At 74.4% G+C, this 23,020-nt stretch carries 20 protein-coding genes; 10 read left to right on the top strand and 10 right to left on the bottom strand.

Annotated features, from left to right (window positions below):
* The first annotated feature begins 112 nt into the window (after nucleotides 1–112).
* The gene (locus ACFY7E_RS15980) at nucleotides 113–1,204 is read left to right on the top strand and encodes a hypothetical protein (RefSeq protein WP_389485150.1); all 1,092 of its coding nucleotides are present in this window, start codon (nucleotides 113–115) and stop codon (nucleotides 1,202–1,204) included.
* A 242-nt stretch (nucleotides 1,205–1,446) separates the two neighbouring features.
* Nucleotides 1,447–2,946 (top strand): aldehyde dehydrogenase (NADP(+)), encoded by a 1,500-nt coding sequence (locus tag ACFY7E_RS15975; RefSeq protein WP_389485148.1) that lies wholly within the window; start codon nucleotides 1,447–1,449, stop codon nucleotides 2,944–2,946.
* A 76-nt stretch (nucleotides 2,947–3,022) separates the two neighbouring features.
* Here the strand turns inward: ACFY7E_RS15975 and helR are convergent, their stop codons facing one another.
* From helR to ACFY7E_RS15950, 5 genes are all read right to left on the bottom strand, one after another.
* Nucleotides 3,023–5,203 carry an RNA polymerase recycling motor ATPase HelR gene (gene helR / locus ACFY7E_RS15970; protein ID WP_389485146.1) on the bottom strand — a complete coding sequence of 727 codons (2,181 nt, stop codon included), beginning with the start codon at nucleotides 5,201–5,203 and terminating at the stop codon, nucleotides 3,023–3,025.
* Between the two features lie 425 nt (nucleotides 5,204–5,628).
* Nucleotides 5,629–6,438, bottom strand: a complete 810-nt coding sequence (locus ACFY7E_RS15965) for an NAD-dependent epimerase/dehydratase family protein (RefSeq protein ID WP_389485144.1) — start codon at nucleotides 6,436–6,438, stop codon at nucleotides 5,629–5,631.
* Between the two features lie 187 nt (nucleotides 6,439–6,625).
* Nucleotides 6,626–6,826: a hypothetical protein gene (locus ACFY7E_RS15960; protein ID WP_389485142.1), complete on the bottom strand. Its 201-nt coding sequence runs from the start codon at nucleotides 6,824–6,826 to the stop codon at nucleotides 6,626–6,628.
* On the bottom strand, nucleotides 6,820–6,948 hold the full coding sequence (locus tag ACFY7E_RS15955; protein WP_389485140.1) for a hypothetical protein: 129 nt from the start codon (nucleotides 6,946–6,948) through the stop codon (nucleotides 6,820–6,822). Before ACFY7E_RS15955 ends, ACFY7E_RS15960 begins: the two co-directional genes overlap by 7 nt.
* A gap of 200 nt (nucleotides 6,949–7,148) precedes the next feature.
* A complete protein-coding gene (locus ACFY7E_RS15950) occupies nucleotides 7,149–7,730 on the bottom strand; it encodes a phosphotransferase (protein ID WP_389485138.1) in 582 nt (193 codons plus the stop codon).
* A 475-nt stretch (nucleotides 7,731–8,205) separates the two neighbouring features.
* Here ACFY7E_RS15950 and ACFY7E_RS15945 point away from each other — a divergent pair, with 475 nt between their 5' ends.
* The 3 genes from ACFY7E_RS15945 (at nucleotide 8,206) to ACFY7E_RS15935 (ending at nucleotide 11,145) form a co-directional block, all read left to right on the top strand.
* Nucleotides 8,206–9,033 (top strand): hypothetical protein, encoded by an 828-nt coding sequence (locus tag ACFY7E_RS15945; RefSeq protein ID WP_389485136.1) that lies wholly within the window; start codon nucleotides 8,206–8,208, stop codon nucleotides 9,031–9,033.
* A 176-nt stretch (nucleotides 9,034–9,209) separates the two neighbouring features.
* Nucleotides 9,210–9,932 (top strand): DsbA family oxidoreductase, encoded by a 723-nt coding sequence (locus ACFY7E_RS15940; protein WP_389485134.1) that lies wholly within the window; start codon nucleotides 9,210–9,212, stop codon nucleotides 9,930–9,932.
* A gap of 154 nt (nucleotides 9,933–10,086) precedes the next feature.
* Nucleotides 10,087–11,145, top strand: coding sequence for an aminotransferase class V-fold PLP-dependent enzyme (locus ACFY7E_RS15935; RefSeq protein ID WP_389485132.1), 1,059 nt, complete (start codon nucleotides 10,087–10,089; stop codon nucleotides 11,143–11,145).
* 42 nt (nucleotides 11,146–11,187) lie between these two features.
* Here the strand turns inward: ACFY7E_RS15935 and ACFY7E_RS15930 are convergent, their stop codons facing one another.
* Nucleotides 11,188–11,697, bottom strand: coding sequence for a MarR family winged helix-turn-helix transcriptional regulator (locus ACFY7E_RS15930; protein ID WP_389485131.1), 510 nt, complete (start codon nucleotides 11,695–11,697; stop codon nucleotides 11,188–11,190).
* Between the two features lie 141 nt (nucleotides 11,698–11,838).
* Here ACFY7E_RS15930 and ACFY7E_RS15925 point away from each other — a divergent pair, with 141 nt between their 5' ends.
* Complete coding sequence (locus ACFY7E_RS15925) at nucleotides 11,839–12,906, top strand: alkene reductase (protein WP_389485129.1); 1,068 nt, start codon at nucleotides 11,839–11,841, stop codon at nucleotides 12,904–12,906.
* Nucleotides 12,907–12,985: 79 nt separating this feature from the next.
* Here the strand turns inward: ACFY7E_RS15925 and ACFY7E_RS15920 are convergent, their stop codons facing one another.
* Nucleotides 12,986–14,086, bottom strand: coding sequence for a pyridoxal-phosphate-dependent aminotransferase family protein (locus ACFY7E_RS15920; RefSeq protein WP_389485126.1), 1,101 nt, complete (start codon nucleotides 14,084–14,086; stop codon nucleotides 12,986–12,988).
* Between the two features lie 80 nt (nucleotides 14,087–14,166).
* Here ACFY7E_RS15920 and ACFY7E_RS15915 point away from each other — a divergent pair, with 80 nt between their 5' ends.
* Nucleotides 14,167–15,252 (top strand): amidohydrolase family protein, encoded by a 1,086-nt coding sequence (locus ACFY7E_RS15915; protein WP_389485124.1) that lies wholly within the window; start codon nucleotides 14,167–14,169, stop codon nucleotides 15,250–15,252.
* A 110-nt stretch (nucleotides 15,253–15,362) separates the two neighbouring features.
* Here ACFY7E_RS15915 and ACFY7E_RS15910 read toward each other — a convergent pair whose 3' ends face one another.
* Nucleotides 15,363–15,923: a GNAT family N-acetyltransferase gene (locus ACFY7E_RS15910; RefSeq protein ID WP_389485122.1), complete on the bottom strand. Its 561-nt coding sequence runs from the start codon at nucleotides 15,921–15,923 to the stop codon at nucleotides 15,363–15,365.
* The gene (locus ACFY7E_RS15905; RefSeq protein ID WP_389485120.1) at nucleotides 15,920–18,325 is read right to left on the bottom strand and encodes a penicillin acylase family protein; all 2,406 of its coding nucleotides are present in this window, start codon (nucleotides 18,323–18,325) and stop codon (nucleotides 15,920–15,922) included. The genes ACFY7E_RS15910 and ACFY7E_RS15905 overlap by 4 nt, the downstream gene beginning before the upstream one ends.
* A 91-nt stretch (nucleotides 18,326–18,416) precedes the next feature.
* Between ACFY7E_RS15905 and ACFY7E_RS15900 the strand changes: the two genes are divergently transcribed.
* Both ACFY7E_RS15900 and ACFY7E_RS15895 read left to right on the top strand, forming a co-directional pair.
* The gene (locus tag ACFY7E_RS15900; RefSeq protein ID WP_389485621.1) at nucleotides 18,417–19,136 is read left to right on the top strand and encodes a siderophore-interacting protein; all 720 of its coding nucleotides are present in this window, start codon (nucleotides 18,417–18,419) and stop codon (nucleotides 19,134–19,136) included.
* Between the two features lie 319 nt (nucleotides 19,137–19,455).
* A complete protein-coding gene (locus ACFY7E_RS15895) occupies nucleotides 19,456–20,472 on the top strand; it encodes an SCO1860 family LAETG-anchored protein (RefSeq protein WP_389485117.1) in 1,017 nt (338 codons plus the stop codon).
* A 143-nt stretch (nucleotides 20,473–20,615) separates the two neighbouring features.
* On the opposite strand, the gene cobC is transcribed toward ACFY7E_RS15895, so the two are convergent.
* Nucleotides 20,616–22,202 (bottom strand): Rv2231c family pyridoxal phosphate-dependent protein CobC, encoded by a 1,587-nt coding sequence (gene cobC, locus ACFY7E_RS15890; protein ID WP_389485619.1) that lies wholly within the window; start codon nucleotides 22,200–22,202, stop codon nucleotides 20,616–20,618.
* An 87-nt stretch (nucleotides 22,203–22,289) separates the two neighbouring features.
* Here cobC and ACFY7E_RS15885 point away from each other — a divergent pair, with 87 nt between their 5' ends.
* Nucleotides 22,290–23,018 carry a ZIP family metal transporter gene (locus ACFY7E_RS15885; RefSeq protein ID WP_389485115.1) on the top strand — a complete coding sequence of 243 codons (729 nt, stop codon included), beginning with the start codon at nucleotides 22,290–22,292 and terminating at the stop codon, nucleotides 23,016–23,018.
* Nucleotides 23,019–23,020: the final 2 nt, after the last annotated feature.

The following is a 23,020-nucleotide window of genomic DNA, read 5'->3' as shown; positions in this document are numbered from 1 at the left end:
TGTCCCGTTTCTCAGCGAACCTTCATGTCCGGATCCGTGCGATCACCTGTGCGATCATGCGGAGGCCCCGGGGAGGGGCCGGAGACACGTGCGGAACGGGGAGGGGCCGGGAGTGGGCAAGGAGCGGGGCGGTTCGCCGGTGCCGGACGAGGTGTGGGAGGAGTTCCTCCGGACCTCGGCCGACGGGACGGGGAACGCGCCGGAGGAGCCGTCCGCACGCGCCCGCGAGGAGGCGGCCCGGCGGCGGACGGCGCCCCCGGAGCCCGCGCCGTGGCGCGCGCCCACGTCCGCGCCCGTACGGCCCCGGCGCCGGAAGGGCTGGTACGTGGCGGGCTTCGCGGCCGCCCTCGCCCTGCTCTTCGTGGCGGTGGACCCGGGCGGTTTCATCGGCTGGTCCGGCGACGGAGACCGGCCCGGCCCGCCCCTCGCCCAGGAGACGGAGCGGCCGACGGAGGCCCCTCCCGCCGAGGGGGACGGGCGGGCCACCCTCGCCGACCCGTTCTGCGGCTCCCCGGCGGCGCGCTGGGCGAGCGGCACGGCCGGCGTCACCGTGCCCGCCGCCCGGGCCACCGGCTGGATGACGAAGGAGGAGGTGGCGGAGGCCCTCACGCGCACGCGTGACTTCCTCGCCGCGTCCGGCCTGGACCCGGCGGTGCTGCGGGGCGCCCGCCCGGAGAGGGCGATCGCCCTGATGAACCCGCGCCAGGAGGACGCCAGGGCCTTCGTGTCGACCGCGCTGGGCACCCCCGGCGAGGGCCACGACCCGCTGATGCTCTTCAGCCGCTTCGACCCGGCGCAGGCCCGCCTCGTCGGGGACGAGGTCAGGACCCGGGGCCGGCTCTCCTACCGGCAGGGAAGCCTCGGGGCCCTGGAGGTGACCGCCGACGTCACGTACGTGTACCCGGTCGCCCCGGCCGGCGGCGGCGACGAGGTCGTGCGCGTGATCGTGCGGCGGGAGACCGTGGTGAGCTGGGACGACCCGGCGAAGGTGGCCACCGAGAAGGGGACCTTCACCCTCCTGTCGTACAAGCTGGACATGACCAACGGCGGCTGCGGCGACCCCACCGGCTACTTCCGGCCGCAGTTCGGCGGGGGCGCGCCGGAGACCGGCTCGAACGGCCGCACGATCGACCCCTACGCCCGCACGGCACCGGTGGCCGAGGGCGGCACCCGGGCCGGCTGCGCGACGGCTACGCGGTCGTAGCGGTGGGCCGCGCGGTTGTAGGGGTGGGCCGCGTGGTCGTGGCGGTACGGCCACGGTGCGGTTGTGGCGGCACGGACCCGCAGTTGTAGCGGTGGGCCACGCGGTCATGGCGGCAGGCCACGCGGCTGTGGCGGTAAGGCCGGCGGAGGCCCTTGTGGAGACGGCCGGGCCGTCAATAGAGTCCACCGGATCCGCGTTCATCCGCGGGGACTGTGTTCAGATCGGCGAACAGGGGCGTGGCCGTGGCGGCGGAACCGGTGTGGAGCGTGGACCCCCGGACGGGGGAGCCGCGCGAGCGGGTCGCGGTGGAGGCCACGGCGGAGGAGGTCGACCGGGCCGTCCGGGCCGCACACGGCACCCTCGGGGCCCTCGCCGACCGGACCGTACGGGCCGCCCTCCTGCGTACCGCCGCCGACCTCCTGGACGAGTCCCGCGACCACGTCGTGGCGACCGCCGACGCCGAGACGGCCCTCGGGCCCACCCGGCTCACCGGTGAACTCACGCGCACCACGGCCCAGTTGAGGGCCTTCGCCGACGTCGTCGAGGAGGGTTCCTTCCTCGACGTGCGGATCGACCTCCCCGACCCCGGCGCCGTCCCGCCCCGGCCCGACCTGCGCCGCTGGAAGGTCCCGCTCGGCGTCGTCGCCGTCTACGCCGCCAGCAACTTCCCGCTCGCCTTCTCCGTCCCCGGCGGCGACACCGCCAGTGCCCTCGCGGCTGGCTGCCCGGTGGTGGTCAAGGGCCACCCCGACCACCCGGCCACCTCCGAACTCTGCGCCTCCCTCCTGCGCCGGGCCGCCGTCAAGGCCGGCCTCCCCGAGGACGTCGTGGTCCTCGTCCACGGCTTCGACGCGGGCGTCGCGCTCGTACGCCACCCGCTCGTCGCGGCGGCCGGCTTCACCGGCTCCGTGCGCGGCGGCCGGGCCCTCTTCGACGCGGCCGCCGCCCGGCCCGTACCGATCCCCTTCCACGGCGAACTCGGCTCCCTCAACCCGGTCGTGATCACCCCCGCCGCCGCCGGGGAGCGGGCCGCCGCGATCGGTGCCGGGCTCGCCGGCTCCATGACCCTGGGCGCGGGCCAGTTCTGCACCAAGCCCGGCTTCGTCCTGGCCCCCCGGGGCGAGGCGGGCGACCGCTTCCTCGACGCCCTCGCCGCCGGTCTCGGCGACACCGGGCCGTCCGTCATGCTCGACCACCGGATGCGGGACGCCTTCGTCGCCGGGGTCGCCGAGCGCGCCGCGCTCCCCGGGGTCGACACCCCCGTCACCCCGGGCGCGGGCGGCCCGCACACCGTCAGCGCCGGGGTCCTCGCCGTCGACGCCGAGCGGCTCGTCGCGGGCGGCCACCACCTCCTCCTGGAGGAATGCTTCGGCCCGGTCACCGTCGTCGCCCGCTACACCACCCGCGAGGAGGCCGGCGCCGTCCTGGCCCTGCTGCCGGGCAACCTCACGGCCACCCTGCACACCACCGAGACGGCCGAGGACCCCGACGCGGCCCCGCTGCTCGCCGCCCTCATCCCGCTGGCCGGACGCGTCCTCGTCAACGGCTGGCCCACCGGCGTGGCCGTCGCCGCCGCCCAGCACCACGGCGGCCCATACCCGGCCACCACCTCCACCTCCACCTCGGTCGGCGCGACCGCGATCGAGCGCTGGCTCCGCCCGGTCACCTACCAGTCGACCCCCGACCACCTCCTCCCGCCGGAACTCCGCGACGGCAACCCGCTGGGGCTGCCGAGGCGTTGAGCCCCGGGGCTCGGTGGACGCCCGTCCCCGGGCCCTCGCCGGGTCCCCGTCCCCGGGTCCCGGCGGCCGTCCGGCGTCAGGCGCTCCCGAGCACCACCAGCCGCCGCGTCGCCCGCGTCATCGCGACGTACCGGTCCACCGCCCCCGCGACGCCCCCGCCGAACGCCTCCGGGTCGACGAGGACGACCAGGTCGAACTCCAGGCCCTTCGCGAGGGACGGGGTCAGGGACCGGACGCGGGGCCGCTCGCGGAACGCGGGATCGCCGATGACGCAGGCGGTCCCCTCCGCGTGCTCCGCGAGCCAGGCGTCCAGGACCGCGTCCCGGTCCCCGACGGGCCCGTACGCGACGGGGATCCCGGTGCCGCGGACGGACGTCGGCACGTTGGCGTCCGGGAGCGCGGCCCTGATGACCGGCTCCGCCTCCGCCATGATCTCCTCCGGCGTCCGGTAGTTGACGCTCAGGGAGGCCACCTCGATCCGGTCGAGCCCGACCCGCTCCAGGCGCTCCCGCCACGACTCCGTGAAGCCGTGCCGGGCCTGGGCGCGGTCCCCGACGATCGTGAAGCTCCGGGACGGGCAGCGCGCGAGCAGCATCCGCCACTCCGCGTCGGTCAGCTCCTGCGCCTCGTCCACGACGACGTGCGCGAACGGACCGGCGAGCAGGTCGGGTTCGGCGGCGGGCAGCCCGCCCTCGTCGATCAGGCTCTCCTGGAGGTCCCGCCCGCGCAGCATCCCCATGGCGCCCTCGCTCTCGTCGATCACCATGTTCTCCAGCAGGCTCGCGGTGACCTCGGCCCGGCGGGCGCGCTCGGCCGCGACGGCGGCCTCGCGTCGGCGCTCGCGCCGCGACGCCTCCGGGTCGCCGAGCCGCCGGCGGGCCGCGTCCAGGAGCGGCAGGTCGGACACCGTCCACGCGTGCGCGTCCGTACGCCTCAGCCGCCGCACCTCCTCCGGGCCGAGCCGGGGCGCGCACAGGCGCAGGTAGGCGGGGACCGCCCACAGGTCCCCGACGAGGTCGGCCGCCTCGATCAGCGGCCACGCGCCGTGGAGCGCGGCCGTCAGCTCCCGGTCCCGGCGCAGCGACGCCCGGAACTCGTCCTCCGGGACCTCCTCGGCGTGCTTCTCCCGCAGGATCTCGGCCAGCTCCTCCCAGATCTGCTCGCGCGCCTCGTTGTGCGGGGTGCCCTGCTCCGGCGCCTCGAACGCCCGCGCCCAGTCGCGGGCGGTCAGCCGGACCTCGTCCCACGGGGTCGTGACGGTCATCCCCCCGTCCGGGGGCGTCTCGTAGAACCGGACGGCCGCTTCGATCGCCTCCACCATGTCCGCCGACGCCTTCAGGGCGGCCGCCGCCGGGTCGGTCTCGGCCACCGCCTCCGCCCCCTCGGCGACGAGGTCCCGCAGCGTGCAGGTCCGCACCCCGTCCTCGCCGAGGCCGGGCAGGACGTCGGAGACGTAGTCCAGATAGGGCCGGTGCGGTCCGACGAACAGCACGCCGCCCCCGCGCCGCCCGAGGCGCGGGTCCGCGTGGAGGAGGTACGCGGAGCGGTGCAGGGCGACGACCGTCTTGCCCGTGCCCGGACCGCCGTCGACGACGAGCGCGCCCCTGGAGTCCGCCCGTACGACGGCGTTCTGGTCGGCCTGGATGGTGGCGAGCACGTCGCGCATCCGGGGCGAGCGCTCGCCGCCCAGGCTCGCGACGAACGCCGACTGGTCGTCGAGGGCCGCGTGCCCTTCGAGCCCCTCGGCGGTGAACACCTCGTCCCAGTAGTCGGTGATCCGGCCGCCGGTCCAGCGGTACCGGCGCCGGCTGGCCAGCCCCATCGGGTCGGCGTGGGTCGCCGCGAAGAACGGCTCGGCCGCCGGGGAGCGCCAGTCGATCAGCAGCCGGCGCCCGGTGTCGTCGGTGAGCCCGAGCCGCCCGACGTACACCGGCTCGGCGCCGTCCGCGCCGACCATCCGGCCGAGGCACAGGTCGAGGCCGAAGCGGCGCAGGGTCCGCAGGCGCGCGGTCAGGCGGTGGATCTCGGCGTCCCGCTCCATCGCCTCGCGCCCGATGCCGCCCGGCGCCCTCCGCAGGGCGTCGAGCCGCCCGGACAGGTCGGCCACGGACCGTCCCAGGCTCTCCGCGACGTCGGCGAAGTGCCGCTCGTCGGCGGCGATCAGCACCGGGTCGGCCTTGGCGGAGAGCCGCTCGGGAAGGTCGAACGCACGGGTCGCGGCGGTGGGGCCAAGAGGAGTGGACGAAGAGGTGGGCACGTGGTGGGTCTCCCATTTCGCGGTATCTGACCTGGGTCTTTTCGGGTCAGGTCGGCGATTCTGCGGTACGGAGGGGGCCTTGCCGCAAGCCCCCCTGTGCGCTATACCTTGAGAGCGGCGAGGGGAGGGTCCGCTCCCGTGCGCGCCGCCCCTTCAGGCCCGGCGGCGCGGCAGCCGCAGCGAGGCCGGCGCCGTGAGGCCCAGGAATCCCGCCCGGTACGCCGGAGTCTCCGTCCCCACCTTCTCGCGCCCGAGGCCTCGGCACGGCGGACTCCCTGCGCGGCCACCTCCGCCGCCGCACCCGGCTCACCCCGAACGTCCACCGCGCCGCGTTCAGCCGCCTGCTCGGGGGCGACCCGGAAGAACCGGGTGCCGGGAGGCCGGTGGACCCGTAACCGCCCTCCCCGCCCGCGCCTCCCGGGCGTTCACGGCCGGAGGTGCTTCAACGTGAACTCGGGCAGGGCGTACGGGCCGCCCTGCGGGGCCTCGGGACCGGCACCGGAATCGGGATCGGCGTCGGCGAGGTGCGGCGCGTGGGCCTCGGCGTCGTCGAGGGGCGTGTAGGCCAGTTCGGATTCCGAGGGGAGTTCCCAGAAGCGGCGGGTGTTGGCCGAGACGGCGTACACCGTGGCGAAGCGCGTGGAGAGCGGGGCGGCGAGCGCGGCCCGGCAGAAGCCGACGGCGTCGCGGGGGCTGAGCCAGGTCGCCAGGTGGCGCGGTTCCGCGGGCGCCTCCTCGAAGCTGCCGATGCGCAGGCAGATCACGGAAACCCCGAACTTGTCGGCGTACAAACGCCCCAGGGCTTCGACGGCCGCCTTGCTCACCCCGTACAGGCCGTCCGGGCGCACCGGCTCCCGGGGGCCGGTGCGGTGGGTCACGGGGTAGAAGCCGGTCACGCGGTTGCTGCCGGCCAGGACGACCCGGGGGACCGCCGCGCGACGGGCGGCCTCCAGGACGTGATGGGTGCCCAGCACGTTGGCTTCCAAGAGGTGTTCGAGCGGTGCCTCGTCCGGCAGGCCGCCCAGGTGGAGTACGGCGTCCGCGCCCGCGAGCGCGGTCTCGACGGCGGCCGCGTCCCGGAGGTCCACGGTGCGGACCTCCTCGTTCGCGGCCTCGGCCCGGAGCGGAACGCGGTCGAGCAGGACCAAGCGGTCCACTTCGCCGCGCAGTGCCCTGCGCACGACCGAGCCGATGGTTCCCGCCGCCCCGGTGACCACCACTGTCCCCAATCCCACCGCACGCCTCCCCTGTCCGAGCCCGAGGGCCGTGCTCCGGACGAACGGCGATTCTCCCTCTCCCCGCCGGTTGCGACAACCATGTGGAGGCGTTGCGCCAACCGACCTTGTGGTCAGAGTGGTTGAGGCGCAGAAAGCCTCGCCCGCACGCCATGGGGGAGACGCACGGAAGGGGCCGTTCAGAGGGTCAGGAAGGGGCCGCCCCTCCATCCCACGCGATCTTCAAACCGGGGTACAGCCTCCGGGCTTCCGCCATGAAGGCGTACGCACCCGACCCGCGGGCACCCTCCGTGATCTGCGCTCCGCGTTCCTCCGCGACGTCCAGGGCGAGCCTGTAGAGCGCCGCAAAGGTCTCGTCCGGGGTAAGTCCCCGCTCCTCGGTCACCACGTGCCCTGACAATCCATGCAGACGTCGTTCTTTCCGTTGTGGTAGTACGACGCGCTGCCGCAGTACGGGCAGTTGCACAGCTCTGCGAGCCGCTGGACGAGCTTTCGTACGGAAAGGAACATCTCTCCTACCTTTCGGGCGGGTACTCCTGCCAATGTCCATGCTCGTCAACCCACCAGGCGATCGCGCAGTCGAGACACCGGTACCGCCAGCGAGGCAGCCCCGTGGTCGTATCCGCCGGCCTGGAAAGGATGACTCCCGTTCCGCTGCACTTCACGCAACGGACAGGGGGCTTCTGGGTGATCTCCGACATGCCGACAGGCTATCGGGGGTGTTCCCCGCCCCTGCCGGGATCCTGAACAACCCGCGATGCGGGGAGCGACTGGCGGAACCGGTCGTTGCCGGGCTTGGCGCCCTTCTCACCGATCCGCGCCGTCCACTGCCGGCATGTCGCGCCCACGTACGCCTCGGCGGCCTTCGGGTCGGCGGCCTGCCACGCGGGGAAGGCGTTCAGCCACGCGACGGCGTCGTCGGTCGACTGGCCTTCTTCCATGAGCCGTACGGCCGTGTTCGCCATGTCCACCCGGGCCGGGCCGAGAGCGGGCATGGCCCAGTCGACCACGTACGCGTCTCCTCCAGGGGTGCCGGTCATGATGTTGTGCGGGTTGGTGTCCGTGTGCAGGAGGGACGACCCGCTGAGGAGATCGGCGTCACCGTCGTTCAGGAACCCGGTGAAGCGGTCGACAAGTCGGGGGATCGCCAGGTTGGCGTTCCTGAGGTTCTTGTCGTCACCCGTGAAGTGCTGCATTCGGTTCAGGACGAAGGCCGGCGCGCCCAGGTCCTTCGTCCCCGGCGAGAGATCGATGTGCCTCCCGTCGATGTGGACGAACGCAGGCAGTGCCATCCCGCCGCTTTGAAGCTGTGACGGATGGCGGGGCTCACTCCGGCAACCGTCGCGTTGATGCCCTCTTCCGTACGCATCGCTTCCGCGCTGTCCGGATCGTCAAGGCGGACACCCTTGAAGAACAGACGCCCGTTACGGGCCGTTGTGATGACGAATGCCGCCGGGCTGTCGAGTCCGGTGCTCACCCGCTCCGCAGTGCGCACCTTTCCGGTACGCCCCTCTACTTTCCGGTACGCCCCTCTACTTCGTTCCGCAGTTCTGCCGGAAGCTGTTCCCAGTCCACGCGATCTTCCATGGTCCCCACTCGTGCCCGGAGGGGCCGGGTCGCCCCGGCCCCCGTGTGACGGATCCGGTCAGCCCTGCGTGGTGCCGCACTTGCGGCAACGGGTCTTGCCGGACCACCCGACCCACTCGTGGTCGCACTCTCCCAGAATCCACCGCTTCCGCAGGTCGGCAGCCTGATCACCCCGGTACGGTGGAGGGGCTGTTGGACCTGGGGAGGCAAGACATGGGTCCGTCCCGCCGGAGCGTGCTGAGCGTCGCCCTGTTCTCCGTCGCGCTGACGGTCCCGGAGTGGCCTGACGTGGTGGGACGCATGGAGACGGCCCAGCGAGGCACACGGACGCGCATCGGCATGTCGGACGTGCACACGGTATCTGCCATGACGGAACAGCTCTCGTCCATGGACGACCAATTCGGCGGACGCGCCGCCCGCCCCCTTGCCGCGACCTTCCTCGTGAACACGGTCGCTCCGTTCCTGAGGGCGGACGGCCCCGAGGGCGTGCGCAAAGCGATGATGTCCGCGGCCTCCGACCTCTGCTGCCTCACCGGCTACATGGCTGTTGACGAGGGGCTGCACGGTCTCGCGCAGCGCTACTACCTCAAAGCGCTGGAGCTTGCGGGAGCGTCGGAGGACCACCTGACGTACTGCACCACACTTCGCGGAACGAGCGTCCAAGCCGTGGACCTCGGTCAAGGCCCCCTGGCCAAGCGGCTCGCCGACGCCGCGGCGGCGTCCTCGCCGCAGGCTGGACCCCGCATGCGTGCTTTCCTCGCCGGACAGCAGGCTCATGCAGCCGCGCAGACCGGGGACCGGCGATCTGCGCTCATGTACCTGCAGGAAGCCGCCCGTCAGACGTGGGGGCTCGCACTGGACGACTATCCCCTGGTCGACTCGGGGCGTATCGATAAGCGCATGACGGATATGTTCAAGCTGATCCGCCCCCACATCAGAAACCATGCGGCCCAAGCGCTGTACGAGCGTGCTCGTGAAGTCGTCCGACCCGAACTGATCGCCGTGTGACGATAGCGCGGCCATCTCTTTCTGAGCCTTTTCGGCGTTGACGCTCCAGGGCGAGGACGGCTGCGGTGATGACCCGCCTCACATCGTCCCGGTACAGGGAATGAAACGGGCAGGTGGGAGCGTTCCCCGCACGGAACACCCCGTCTTCACCCCCGTCATCCCCCGGAGAGAAACCCATGCGCGTCGAGATCTGGAGCGACATCGCCTGCCCCTGGTGCTACATAGGAAAGGCCCGCTTCGAGAAGGGGCTCGCGGCCTTCGCGCACCGGGACGACGTCGAGGTGGTGCACCGGTCCTTCGAGCTCGACCCCGGCCGTGCCAAGGGCGACACGGCCCCCGTCCTGGAGATGCTGGCGGAGAAGTACGGCCGCACCCTCGACGAGGCCCGGGCCATGGAGGCGCACGTCGCCTCCGACGCGCAGTCCGAGGGGCTCGGCTACCGCACCGAGGGCCGTGACCACGGCAACACCTTCGACATCCACCGGCTGCTCCACCTCGCCAAGGCGCGCGGCCGGCAGAGCGAGCTGCTCGATCTGGCCTACCGGGCCAACTTCGCCGAGGAGCGTTCCGTCTTCGACGCCGGGACCCTGACGGCGCTCGGCGTGGAGGTCGGCCTCGACGAGACCGAGGTCCGGGCCGTCCTCGCCGACGGGAGCGCCTACGCCGACGACGTACGGCAGGACGAGCGCGAGGCCGCCGAACTCGGCGCCAACGGAGTGCCGTTCTTCGTCCTCGACCGCCGTTACGGCGTCTCCGGCGGCCAGCCCGCCGAGGTCTTCACCCAGGCCCTCGAACAGGCCTGGCAGGGCCGCGCCCTCCAGCCGCTCGGCACCGGCGCGGACACCGGCGCCGACGCCGAGGTCTGCGGTCCGGACGGCTGCGAGGTTCCCGGGGCCTGAGCCGGCGTTCCGGCCCCCGGCTCGGATTTCGGCGCCCGCCGACCCGGGCCGGGGCTCCGTACCCCCGCTGACCTGCGGTGATAAGCCGTGCTTGGAAGACCCCCCAGGTGGGGGCGCGATTGACGGGTGATCGCCGGGAATCCAGGGTGGGGACATGGATTCCCCCGACCAGCCGCTCGGCGGCGCCGAGTTCGCGCCCAAGAAGACCTACCTCAACACCTCCGCCTGCGGGCTGATGCCCCGCCGGACCGTCGAGGCCGTCACGCTCCTCGCGCAGGAGACCGCCGACGGGCGCCCCGGCGGGTCCGGGAGCTTCGAGATCGTCGACGAGGCCCGGGCTACGTACGCCCGGCTCGTCGGGGTCGCCCCCGAGCGCGTCGCCGTCGGCAGCTCCGTCGCCGTGCACTGCGGGATGATCGCCCAGTCGCTGCCCGCCGGGTCCGAGGTCCTCTTCCCCGAGGGCGACTTCTCCTCCGTCATCACCCCCTTCACGATCCGCGGCGACCTCGAGGTCCGCTTCGCGCCCCTGGAGCGGCTCGCCGCGTCCGTCCGGCCGGAGACCGCGCTCGTCGCCTTCTCCGCCGTGCAGTCGGCGGACGGCCGGACGGCCGACCTCGCGGCGGTACGGGAGGCCGCGACCGCCCACGGCGCCCGCACCCTCCTGGACGCCACCCAGTCGGCCGGCTGGCTGCCGCTGCGCGCGGGGGAGTGGGACTACACGGTCGCCGGCGGCTACAAGTACCTGCTCTGTCCGCGCGGAGCCTCCTTCCTCACCGTCACCGAGGAGGCGCAGGACTCGCTCCTCGCCATCCACGCCAACTGGGTCACCGGCGAGGACCGGTGGGCCAACAGCTACGGTCCGGTCCGCGAACTCGCCCGTTCCGCGCGCCGGTTCGACGAGCCGATGGCCTTCCTCTCGTACCACGGGGCGGCCCGCTCGCTCGCCCTCCTCGAAGAGGTCGGCATCGAGCGGATCGAGGCCCACGACAAGGGGCTCGCTGCCCGCTTCCGCGCCGGCCTCCGCTCCCTCGGGCACGCGCCGGTCGAGGACGACTCGACGGTCGTCGCGGTCCCCGGCCTCGGGGACCGCGCGGACGCCCTGGAGAGGGCCGGCGTCCTGCTCTCGGCCCGCGGGGGCAATCTGCGGGCCTCCTTCCACCTGTACAACACGACGGCGGACGTGGACCGCGCCCTGGACGTCCTGGGCGGCTGAGACCGGAACCCGACAGCCGGACCCGCCCGGGCCCGTCCGCCCTCAGCGCACCGGCGGACCCTGCGGGCAGTCGCCCGCCTCCTCCGTCTCCCCGCGCAGGTTCTCCGCGACGAGGCCGAGCAGCCGGGACAGCTCCGCCCCGTCCACCGTGGAGAGCCCGTCGAGCGAGCGGGCCTCCAGGTCCCGCCAGGCGTCCTCGACGCCGGCCCGCAGCGCCTGGCCCCGCTCCGTCGCCTCGACCAGGACCGCGCGCCGGTCCGCCGGGTCCGGGCCGCGCCGCACGTGCCCGGACTGTTCGAGCCGCTGGAGCATCTTCGTCACCGTCGACGGGTCCAGGCCCAGGGACTGGATCAGCTCCGACTGCCGGACCGGCCCGCAGTCCCACAGGCGCATCATCATCAGCTCCTGGCCCGGGTAGAGCCCGAGCTCCCGCAGCCGCCGTCCCATGGCGATCCGGTGCATCCGCGCGACCCGCGCCAGGGCGTGGCCGACGGGCCCGCAGCGCGTGGCGGCGAGCGGCGGCTCGGTACAGACGGGGTCGGTTCCGGACACGGGAGCTCCTCGGGACGTCGTCACCCGAAGATTACCTTGGTCGGCCAAGGAATGCGTTACAGTGGCGTCCGGACCAGATGTTTGGCCGACCACATAAACCCGATGTTTGGTCGACCACACACTTTGTGGGAAGGGACCGCCATGACCACCGCCTTCGACCCGATCGACCTCGCCGGCACCCGGCTCGCCAACCGCATCGCCATGGCCCCCATGACCCGCAGCCGGGCCGAGGGCGAGAGCCGCACCCCCACCGCGCTCGTCGCGGAGTACTACGCCCAGCGCGCCTCCACCGGCCTGATCATCACCGAAGGCGTCCAGCCCACCGCCATCGGCCAGGGCTACCCCAACACCCCCGGCCTGCACACCGCCGAGCAGATCGCCGCCTGGCGCGAGGTCACCGACGCCGTCCACGCGAAGGGCGGCCGGATCTTCGCCCAGCTGATGCACGCCGGCCGGATCAGCCACCCCGAGGTCCTCGGCGGCGGCCTCCACCCCGTCGGCCCCTCCGCCGTCGCCCCGGCCGGGCAGCTCTTCGCCGGCACCGGCCTCATCGACTTCGTCGCCCCGCGCGAGCTCACCGCCGACGAGATAACGGAGACGATCGCCGGCTTCGCCACCGCCGCCCGCAACGCCGTCGAGGCCGGCTTCGACGGCGTCGAGGTCCACGGCGCCAACGGCTACCTGATCCAGCAGTTCCTCGCCACCGGCTCCAACCACCGCACCGACGAGTGGGGCGGCCCGGTCGAGAACCGCATCCGCTTCGCCGTCGAGGTCGTCAGGGCCGTCGCCGCCGAGATCGGCCCCGAGCGCACCGGCCTGCGCATCTCCCCGGCCAACACCTACAACGACATCGCCGAGACCGACACCGACGCGATCTACCCGGCCCTCGTCGCCGCCGTCGACCCGATCGGCATCGCGTACCTGCACGTCACCGAGGCCGGGCCCGAGGTCCGCGAGCTGACCCTCGCCCTGCGCAAGGCGTTCTCCGGCACCTTCGTCCTCAACCCGGCCACCGAGGGCCCGACCGGCCCCGACGCCCTCGCCCTGATCGAGGACGGCACCGCCGACCTCGTCGCCTACGGCGCGCTCTTCATCGCCAACCCCGACCTGCCCGCCCGCCTGAAGGCCGGTGGCCCCTACAACACCCCGGACCCCGCCACCTTCTTCGGCGGCGACCACCGCGGCTACACGGACTACCCGGCGCTGTAACCGTCCGGGCGTACGCGGAGGGGACGGGGTCCCGGCACCGGAACCCCGCCCCCTCCCGTCGTACGACGGGCCGTACGGACTACTTCCAGGCCTCCGTCACCGCCCGGCGCGCGCCCTCCAGGTCCACCGCGCGGCCCGTCTCGCCGAGCGCCGCGCCGAGGGCCGCGAGCGAGGACTGCACGGCGCCCGGGGTCGCGTCCACCCCGTAGTGGTTGACCCGGATCATCTCCCCGGACAGCGCCCCGCCGCCCGCGATCAGCGGCAGCGACGGATCGGCCGCGAGCGCCTTCGCCACCAGTCCGGCCGCGTCCACGTCCGCCGGGGTGCGCAGCGTCGTCGCCACCGGGGCCGCTTCTCCCGCCTCGTACACGTACGGCTCCAGACCGCCGCCGAGCGCGAGCGCGCCCGCGCGGGTCGCGGCCGCCGCCGAGGCGTGCCGCGCCATGAGCGCGTCCAGGCCCTCCGCCTCGATCCGCTCCACACAGGCCTCCAGGGCCAGCATCTCCAGCTGCGCCGGGGCGTGCAGCAGCGTCCTGCGGCCGCCGTCGATCCAGCGCTCCTTCCAGTCCAGGAGCGAGAGGTACGAGCGGCGCGGCGCGGCCGGGTTCGCGGCGAACCGCTCCCAGGCCCGCGCGCTCACCGACACCGCGGACACGCCCGCGGGGCCGCCCATCGCCTTCTGCGCGCCGATGATGCACATGTCCACGCCCCACGCGTCCGGCAGCACCGGCTCCGCGCCGATCGACGCCACCGCGTCCAGGTAGAACAGCGCCCCGTGGGCCCGTACGACCTCGCCGATCTCCGCGACCGGGTTGGTGTTCCCGGTCGCCGCCTCGGCGTGCACCAGGGACACGAAGTCGATCTCCGGGTGCTCGGCGAGCGCCCGCTCCACCTGCTCCGCCGTCACCGCCGTGTGGAAGGGCACCTCCAGGTCGACCACGGTCGCGCCGCAGTCCCGCAGCCAGTTCCCGAAGGTCTGCCCGTACGGCCCGGTGACCACGTTCAGCGCGGTCGAACCGGCCCGCGCCCCGCTCCGGATGCACCCTTCGAGCGGCAGCAGCGCCTCGCCCTGGGTGATCACCACGTCCTGCTCCGTGGAGAGCAGCGCGGCCACCCGCCGTTCGATCGAGGCGAAGTGCGCGGCGGTCAGCGGGGCCAGGTCCAGGAGCGGATGCGTCACGGTGGTGCCTTCTCGGGTCGGTGGTACGGCCGTGGCCAGCGTACGCCCACCGCCCCCGCGGGCCCTCGTACAGTGCAGCCATGAGCGATCACGAGGTGCTGCACGTGAAGGGGCGGGTGCTCGTCGGCCCGGAGGACGTACGGGACGAACTCTGGTGCGTGGACGGGCGGATCACCTTCGAACGGCCCCCGGGGGAGGCCCTGGCGGTGACGGGCTGGGTCCTGCCCGGACTCGTCGACGCCCACTGCCACGTCGGCCTCGACCGGCACGGGCCCGTCGACGCGGACACCGCCGAGAAGCAGGCCCTCACCGACCGCGACGCCGGGACCCTGCTCGTCCGGGACGCCGGCTCGCCCTCCGACACCCGCTGGATCGACGACCGCGAGGACCTGCCGAAGATCATCCGCGCGGGCCGGCACATCGCCCGCACCCGCCGCTACATCCGCAACTACGCCCACGAGATCGAGCCCGCCGACCTCGTCGCGTACGTCGGCCGGGAGGCCCGCCGGGGCGACGGCTGGGTCAAGCTCGTCGGCGACTGGATCGACCGCGAGGCCGGCGACCTCACCGCCTGCTGGCCGCGCCCCGAGGTGGAGGCGGCCATCGCGGAGGCGCACCGGCTCGGCGCCCGGGTCACCGCCCACTGCTTCGCGGAGGACTCCCTCCGCGACCTCGCCGAGGCCGGGATTGACTGCATCGAGCACGCCACCGGGCTCACCGAGGACACCATTCCGCTCTTCGCCGAGCGGGGCGTCGCCATCGTCCCGACCCTGGTCAACATCGCGGCCTTCCCGCACCTCGCGGACGGCGGCCAGGAGAAGTTCCCCCGCTGGTCGGCCCACATGCGACGGCTGCACGAGCGGCGGTACGACACGGTCCGCGCCGCCTTCGACGCGGGGGTCCCGGTCTTCGTCGGCACCGACGCGGGCGGCTCCCTCGCCCACGGCCTGGTCGCGGAGGAGGTCGAGGAACTGACCCGCGCCGGCATCCCGCCGGTCGACGCCCTCTCGGCCACCGCCTGGGGGGCCAGGGCGTGGCTGGGGCGCCCCGCCCTGGAGGAGGGCGCCCCAGCCGACCTCGTCGTCTACGGCGAGGACCCGCGCGCGGACGTCCGCGTCCTGGCCGCGCCGCGGCGGATCGTCCTCGACGGGCGGATCGTGGGCTGAAGGGCTGAAGGGCTGAAGGGCTGAAGGGCTGAAGGGCTGAAGGGTCGGCGGATCGGCGGATCGGCGGGTCGGCGGATCGGCGGGCCGCGCGGAGACCAGGAGCCCGCCGGTCAGCGGCTCAGGAACGCCAGCCGGGCCCGCTTCTCCGGGAGGTACACCTCCGGCAGGTCCACCTCGGGCAGCACGACCTCCGGGCCCAGCTCGAAACCGAGCCGCGCCATGCGGGCGACGGCCTTCTCGTTGGCGGCGTCGGGCTCGACCACGATCCGGGTGCGGTCCTTCAGCATGAACGCGATCAGCACCGTGACGAGCCTGCCGGTGAAGCCCGGCTCCGGGGACGCGTTCGGCGCGATGAGGAAGTGCGCGCCGATGTCCCCGGGCAGCACCTCGTAGCACTCGCTCACCCGGTCGGCCTCGGGGTCGTACGTCTGGAGCAGGGCGACGGGCTCGCCGTCCCTGCTGACCAGGAAGCCGTGGTGGGTGGTGAGCGAGTCCAGGTGCGCGTAGATCTCCCGGACCTGCTCGACGGTGGTCCCGACCATGCCCCAGAAGCGGGACCGCTCCGCGTCGACCCAGGAGTGCAGGAGCGGGGCGTCCCGGTCCGGGTCGACGGGTCTGACGGTGACGGTGCCGAAGCCCTCGACGGTCCGGACGTGAACGGCGGTGGTCATCCCTGCTCCTTGGTGAGGTGCTGCCAGTCGGTGGTGACGGGGGCGAGCTCGCCCCTCAGCCACAGCGGGAGTTGGTCCCGGTGGTGGGGGTCGCCGGGCACGCCGGACGCCCCGAAGGGGACGACCCACCCGCTGCGCTCGCGGTCGGCCAGGTCCCAGACGTAGCGGGCGGCGGCGGCGCGCGCGCTGCGGTCGGTCCAGCCGGGCACGCTGGACGTGGAGAGCACGCAGTCGTGGTCCCCGGCGAGCCCCGGCCACCGCGCGTCGTCGGGGTCGGGCAGCGCCTGCCAGGGCGCGAGCCGGTGGGTGGCGCCCCAGGCGGCGGGCGGCTCCCCGGCCGCGACCTCCTCCAGCGCCTCGCGCACGATCCGGTCGACGTCCCCGGCGGGCACGGGCCCGGCGGTGAGCAGGGTCTCCAGGGCGAAGGCCACGCGCGGCCCGAGGGCCAGCCAGGGCCGGAACACCTCGGGGTACGGGGCGGGCTCGCGCAGCGGCGCGAAGGCCTCGTGCGCGGCGAGACGGCGGACGACCGCGCCCCGGACGGCCGCGTACAGCCCGGCGTCGGTGCTCTCCGCGTCCATGCGCCGGTCCCAGGCGAGCAACCGCTCCCGCACGGCCGAGGCGGCGGGGGAGAGGCCCCCGCCGGCGCGCCCGACCGCCGTGAGGAGGCGGGCCGCCGAGGGGTTGTCGGTGTCCGTGTGGACGGCGGTGACGGTCTCCGGGGTCCAGTCGGCCGAGGCGCCGAGCAGCGCGTCGATCCGGTCCGCCCGGTGCGGCGGGGCGAACTCGACGCCCAGCGGCGCGGCCAGGCCCCGGGCGTTGGCCATCACGGCGTGGCCCCGGACCTCGGCGCGGGGCAGCGGGGCGGGCGCGTCCGCCCAGGCGTGCGCGGGATCCCAGGCGGGCACGGTACGCAGGGAGTTGGCCCGGTCGCGTACGGGGACGTGGCCGGCGACCCGGTGCAGCAGCCCGCCCCGGGTGTCGGCGGCCTGGACGACGTTCACCGGCTCGACCCAGCCGTCGAGGGCCGCGTCCACGTCCCCGGCGGTCCGGGCGCGCAGCAGCGCGGGCAGCACCTCGAAACCGAGCCGCCCGGTGACCCGGGGCGGGTGACGCAGGGAGAGGGCCTCCCAGCCGCGCTCCTCGCCGGGGCGGCCGTGCTCCGGGGCGCCGTCGGCCGGGCCCACCAGGCCTCCGCCGACCGGGCCGCCCGCCAGGCCTCCGCCGACCGGGCCGTCCGCCAGGACTCCGTCCACCGGACTGCCCACCGGCGCCCCCGCCGCCGGGCTGTCGCCCGCCGTCCGGGCGTCCGCGGGGGCGGCGTCGACCGGGACTCCGGCCTGCGGGGCGCCGTCCACCGGGGCTTCGGCCTCCGGGACGCCACCGACGGGGATTCCGGCCCCCGGGGCCCCGCCGTCCGGGCCGTCCACCGGAGTGCCGTCCACCGGGGCACCGTCGGCCGGCCCCCCGGCCCCCGGCTCCTCCTCCACGCCGACGATCACCGGTCCCCGGTCCGTCTCGATCACCTCGATCACGACCGGCTCCCCGTCCGCGACCTCGATCGTCTCCGTGTGGGTCGTCGCCGGGCGCCAGCCCTCGGGGCCGAGCGCCTCCACGCCCCCGCCGGGCAGCCGCCGCAGCCGCTCCCGGTACACGTCCTGGTAGTCCGCCATCGCGTTGGTGATCGCCCAGGCCACCGGCCCGGTGTGGCCGAAGTGCGCGAGGCCGGGGACGCCCGGCACGGCGAGGCCCACCACGTCGTACGCGGGGCAGGCGAGCCGGACCTGCTGGTAGACGCCCGGCGCCTCGATGAACCGGTGCGGGTCGCCGGCCACCAGGGCCGCCCCGCTCGCGGTCCGCTCGCCCGCGACCACCCAGCCGTTGGAGCCCGCGGTGCCCGGCCCGTCTGTCGCGAACAGCTCCGTCCACTCCTCGCCGAGCCGCCGCGCGACCTCCTCCCGCCACAGCTTGGTGGGGAACCCCGCGAAGAGGATGTGGGTCGAGAGCCAGACGGCGAGCGGGGTCCACGGCTCCCAGCGGCCGGGCGCGAGACCGGTCTCCGCGAACTCGGGCGCGCGCCGCGCCCCCTCCGCCAGACCGTCGTTGACCCCGTCCACGTACGCGCGTACCCACGCGGCCGTCGGCGCGTCCGTACGCTCCAGCCGCGCGAGACAGCGACGGGCGGTGTCCGCGAGCTTGACCCGCCGGGCGAAGACGTCCCAGCCGAGCTCGCCGGCGCCGAGGAACGCGGCCGTGGTGCCCTGCGCCCGGTGCCGCTCCACCTCCAGCTGCCAGGCGCGGTCACGGGCGGTGACCCGCCCCTGGGCGAAGGCGAGTTCGTCCGGGTCCCCGGCCCGCAGATGCGGAACGCCCCAGGCGTCCCGGTAGACCTCGATGCTCACGGAGAAACCGCTCCCGTCCCTGCTGTCCCATAGATTCTTAGGTTAGGCTGACCTAAATTAATCTATACTAATCACAGGGGTGGGGATCACGGTGGGTCATGGCTGGCAGGGCGCCGTCCTCAAGCTGATGCGCGGCAAGGACTTCACGTTCACCGTGACGGGGGCCGAGCAGGTCACCGAGGACTACCGGCGGGTGCACTTCACGGACGGCGGCCTCCTTGCCGCCGCCGGGGTCCACCCGACGATGTGGGTCCGCGTCTGGTTCGACGGCGACGGCAAGCCGCACCAGCGCGCCTACACCCTCGTCGACCCGGACGCGGAGGCCGGCACCTTCAGCCTGGAGTTCGCCCTGCACGACGGGGTCGCGAGCCGCTGGGCCCGGGACTGCGCCGCCGGCGACACCGTGGAGGCCACCCTCCAGGGCACCGGCTTCGAGGCCCCCGACCCGCTGCCCGGGAGGCTCCTGGTGGTCGGCGACGCGGCCTCCCTGCCCGCGATCAACTCCCTGCTCGACGCCTTCCCCGCCCTCCCGGCCACCGTCTGGTTCGAGACCCAGCACGCCTCCGACGACGAGCTGCCGTTCCGCGTCGACCCCGCGCGGCACGACCTGCGCCGGGTGCCGCGCGAGAAGGGCGGCGCCGAACTGGTCGCCCGCGTGAAGGCCGAACTGCCCGCGCTCGCCGACGCCGCCTCGTACGTCTGGATCGCCTGCGACACCACCACCACCCGCACCCTCGGCGGGTACGCGCGCAAGGAGCTCGCGCTGCCCAAGGAGCGCGTCCACGCCCTCGGGTACTGGCGCGACAGCTGAACGTGCCGGGTTGACGAACCGTTACCCCGGCGCGGAACCGGTCGTTCTCACCCCTGCTCTCCCCCGCTCGCCGTTCCCGTTCGCGCCTGCGTCCGCCCCTTCGTACGAAACACGTGGGACGGGCGGGAACGGTTGTAGCGAAAAGAATCGAAAATGAACGCGGAAACCCCCCTTTGGGGTGAACTGGCTCCAGGTGACTGCCGGTTCACTCTCCGTGCGTAAAGATTCCGGTGTCCCGAGTCGCCGGGACCGCGCCGAGCCACCGTCCCCGTGGTGAGCGGCCGGGCGACGCCGTGTCTCCTGTGGGGGTTCCACCACCTTGAACAGCAACACCTTCCGCATGCCCGTACGCCGTTCCGCGGCCGCCGTCACCGTCGCCGCCCTGGCCGTCGGTCCGGTGCTCCTCGCGGCCCCCGCGGCGCACGCCACGGGCGGCGAAGGGCGCGCCACCGCCGTCGTCCTGCGCACCGGCCTGGACGTCTCCCTCCTCGGCAAGACGGTGAACGTGCCGGTCCGGGCCTCCCTCAACGAGGTCGAGGCGCCGGAGAGCGAGAGCGAGACCGCGCTCTCCGTGAAGGTGCGGGGGGCCGAGAACGGCGAGCCGGTCGACGTCCTCAAGGCCGACGTCGCCACCTCCGAGGCCACCGTGGACGAGGAGAAGGCCGAGGGGCACGTGAACCTCGTCAAGGCGCGCGTGCACGTCCCCGGCCTGCCGCTGCTCTCCCTCGTCGAGGTCGAGAAGGTCACCTCCAAGGCGCTGTGCGAGGTGGGGAAGCAGCCGGTCGCAGAGTCCCATGTCCTCGGCCACGTGACCGTCCTCGGGAAGAGGACCACCCTCTCCGCGGGCGGCCGGACCCGGGTCACCGTGCCGGGCGTCGGCGAGGTCACCCTGGACCTCTCCCGCACCTCCACGACCTCCCGCACCGCCGCGGCGACCGCCCTCGAACTCAAGGTGGAGGTCGACCCGCTGAAGCTGGGCGTCGCCGAGGTCGACGGCACCGTGACCCTCGCCGAGGCGACCTGCGAGACGCCCGAGGGCACGGAGCCGACCGGGAAGCCCACGGAGGAGCCGACGAAGAAGCCGACCGAGAAGCCGACCGGTAAGCCCGCCGAGAAGCCGACGGAGAAGCCCTCCGAGCAGCCCCGGCCCTCCGTCGGACCGAGCGACGACGGCGGCCTCACCACCGACAACGGCGGCGGCACCCCCACCCGGAACCTCGCCGAGACCGGCGGCAGCTCCGCCACCCCGTACCTCGCGGCCGGGGCGCTCGCCCTCGTCGTGGCGGGCGGCGGCGCGCTCGCGCTGACCCGTTCGCGCGCCCGCTCGCGCGGCTGACGGCCCGAGGGAAAGCGCCGGGGGCCGGGGAGGAGAAGCGTCGGGGCCCGGGGAGGGGAGGAGGCGTCGGGGCCCGGGGAAGGCGGTGGTGACGACACCGCCCTCCCCGGGCCCCGGCCCGTTCCCGGGAGCCGGCTCCCGTCTCAGCCGCCCATCAACAGCGCCTGGTCCAGGGCCTGGAGGAAGCGGTTCGTCGTCGCCCGGTCCCGGACCGCGAGCCGCAGCCAGTTCCCGTCGAGTCCCGGGAACGTGTCGCCCCGGCGGGCCGCGAAGCCCAGCGACCGCAGCCGCTCCCGCACCGCGTCCGCCCCGTCGATCCGGACGAGGACGAAGGGGCCCTCGGCCCCCGCCACCGTCCGCACCTCGTCGAACTCCGCGAGCCCGGCGAGGAGATGGGCCCGCTCCGTCCCGATCCGGTACGCCGCGTGCTCGGCCTCCGCGAGCGCCGCCCGCGACATGCAGGCCTCCGCCGCCACCAGGGCGGGCGTCGACACCGGCCACAGCGGCTGCGCCCGCTCCAGGTCCGCGATCGTCCCGGGGGCGGCGAGCACGTACCCGATCCGCAGCCCCGCCAGGCCCCAGGTCTTGGTGAGGCTCCGCAGCACCACGAGCCCCGGCACGTCCGTCCGCCCGGCCAGCGACTCCCGCTCGCCCGGCACCGCGTCCATGAAGGCCTCGTCCACCACCAGGGTCCGCCCCGGCCGGGCGAGCGCGGCGATCGAGGCGGCGGGGTGCAGCACGGAGGTCGGATTCGTGGGGTTCCCGATCACCACCAGGTCCGCGTCCTCCGGGACCGCCGCCGGATCCAGCCGGAAGCCGTCCTCCTCGCGCAGCAGCACCCGGCCCACCGCGTGCCCGGCGTCGCGCAACGCCGCCTCCGGCTCGGTGAACTGCGGGTGCACCACCACCGGCCGCCGCGCCGGCAGTGCCCGCGCGAGCAGCACGAAGGCCTCCGCCGCGCCGGCCGTGAGCAGCACCCGGCTCGGGGGCAGGTCGTGCCGCTCGGCGACCGCGGCCCGCGCGACCCGGCCGTCGGGGTAGGCGGCGAGGCCGGTCAGGGAGTCGGCGATGCGTCTGCGCAGCCAGTCCGGAGGGGTGTCCGTCCGGACGTTGACCGCCAGGTCGATGAGCTTCTCGTCCCTGACCTCGGCGTCACCGTGGTGGCGAAGGTCGTGGGCGTCGGTATGCGTGTGCATGTCCATGGCCGCCGTCGTGTGGGGGGTGGGGATGGTGGGGGGTGAGCCGGGCTCGCCAGCGATGTACCCGTGAGGCAAGGGCAACAACCGTGCGCCCGGGGCGTCTTCGTGCGACCGAACCGGGACGGAAGCGGCGAGAGCGCACGTTACGCGCCGGGTTTTCCGCTTCGGCACGAGCAGCACGGCCCGCGCCCGCGCCACGGACGCCACTGGCCCGCCCGGATCCGCCTCTGCCTCCGGGCCCGTGCCCGCCTCCGAACCCGCACTCACCCCCACCCCCACCCCCGTCCCCCCGCCCGCCGCCAGCAAGGCCGCCGCCTCCGCCACCGAGGCCGTGCCCGTCGCGGTCAGCGGCCGTGCCGACGGGTTCGGTACGGACACGATCGCCAACTCCCCGGCCGCGAAACCCCGCACGGGCACGCCGAGCGCCGCCGCGGCACCGGCGATCCCCGCCTCCGCCGCCCGCACGTCGAGCGTCGCGAGGGACCGGACGGCCGTACGGGACAGCCCCGCCTCCCGCAGGACCTCGTCCACCAGGGCCAGCACCTCGTCCACCGGCACGCCCGGCCGCACGCCCGCACCGAGGTGCGCGGACGCCTCCCGATCCGATAGCAAGACCCCATGGCTGTGGTCGTCGCGCTCGGCGCGTTCCTCATGACGCTCTTCGGAGGATGGGTCGCCGGGCACGTCACCGACCGGCGTCACCTCGTCCTCGGACTCGCCGGCGGGCTCATGCTCGGCGTCGTCGGACTCGACCTCCTGCCCGAGGCCCTGGAGGCCGCCGGGCACGAGGTCTTCGGCGTCCCGGAGGCCCTGCTGCTCTTCGTCGGCGGCTTCCTCTTCGCCCACGTCGTCGAGCGCCTGCTCGCCGTGCGCCGGGCCGCGCACGGCGTCGCGGCCGGCGAGAGGGTCCCCCAGGTCGGCCTCACGGCCGCCGCCGCGATGGTCGGCCACAGCCTCATGGACGGCGTCGCGCTCGGCGCCGCCTTCCACGTCGGCGGCGGCATGGGCGCCACCGTCGCCCTCGCCGTCGTCACCCACGACTTCGCCGACGGCTTCAACACGTACACGATCACGAGCCTCTACGGGAACGCGCGCCGCAAGGCCCTCGCGATGCTCGTCGCGGACGCCGTCGCCCCGGTACTCGGCGCCGCCTCCACCCTGCTGTTCACCCTTCCGGAGGAACTTCTCGGCGGCTATCTCGGCTTCTTCGGCGGCGCCCTGCTCTACCTCGCCGCCGCCGAGATCCTCCCCGAGGCCCACCACGACCACCCCGCCCGCTCCACCGTGCTGTGCACGGCGGCGGGCGTCGGCTTCATCTGGCTCGTGGTGGGGGCCTCCGGCGGCTGACC

Origin of the sequence: Streptomyces sp. NPDC012825 (assembly GCF_042900925.1) — a bacterium.
In the GTDB taxonomy this organism is placed as follows: Bacteria; Actinomycetota; Actinomycetes; order Streptomycetales; family Streptomycetaceae; genus Streptomyces.
This window is presented reverse-complemented; position numbering and strand designations above follow the sequence as displayed.

Coding starts and splice junctions, on each gene's coding strand:
- ACFY7E_RS15910 (WP_389485122.1), bottom strand. CDS start 15,923: ATGACCACCGCCGTTCACGTCCGGACCGTCGAGGGCTTCGGCACCGTC.
- ACFY7E_RS15955 (WP_389485140.1), bottom strand. CDS start 6,948: ATGTTCCTTTCCGTACGAAAGCTCGTCCAGCGGCTCGCAGAGCTGTGC.
- ACFY7E_RS15950 (WP_389485138.1), bottom strand. CDS start 7,730: ATGGCACTGCCTGCGTTCGTCCACATCGACGGGAGGCACATCGATCTC.
- ACFY7E_RS15915 (WP_389485124.1), top strand. CDS start 14,167: ATGAGCGATCACGAGGTGCTGCACGTGAAGGGGCGGGTGCTCGTCGGC.
- ACFY7E_RS15940 (WP_389485134.1), top strand. CDS start 9,210: ATGCGCGTCGAGATCTGGAGCGACATCGCCTGCCCCTGGTGCTACATA.
- ACFY7E_RS15935 (WP_389485132.1), top strand. CDS start 10,087: ATGGATTCCCCCGACCAGCCGCTCGGCGGCGCCGAGTTCGCGCCCAAG.
- ACFY7E_RS15925 (WP_389485129.1), top strand. CDS start 11,839: ATGACCACCGCCTTCGACCCGATCGACCTCGCCGGCACCCGGCTCGCC.
- ACFY7E_RS15885 (WP_389485115.1), top strand. CDS start 22,290: ATGGCTGTGGTCGTCGCGCTCGGCGCGTTCCTCATGACGCTCTTCGGA.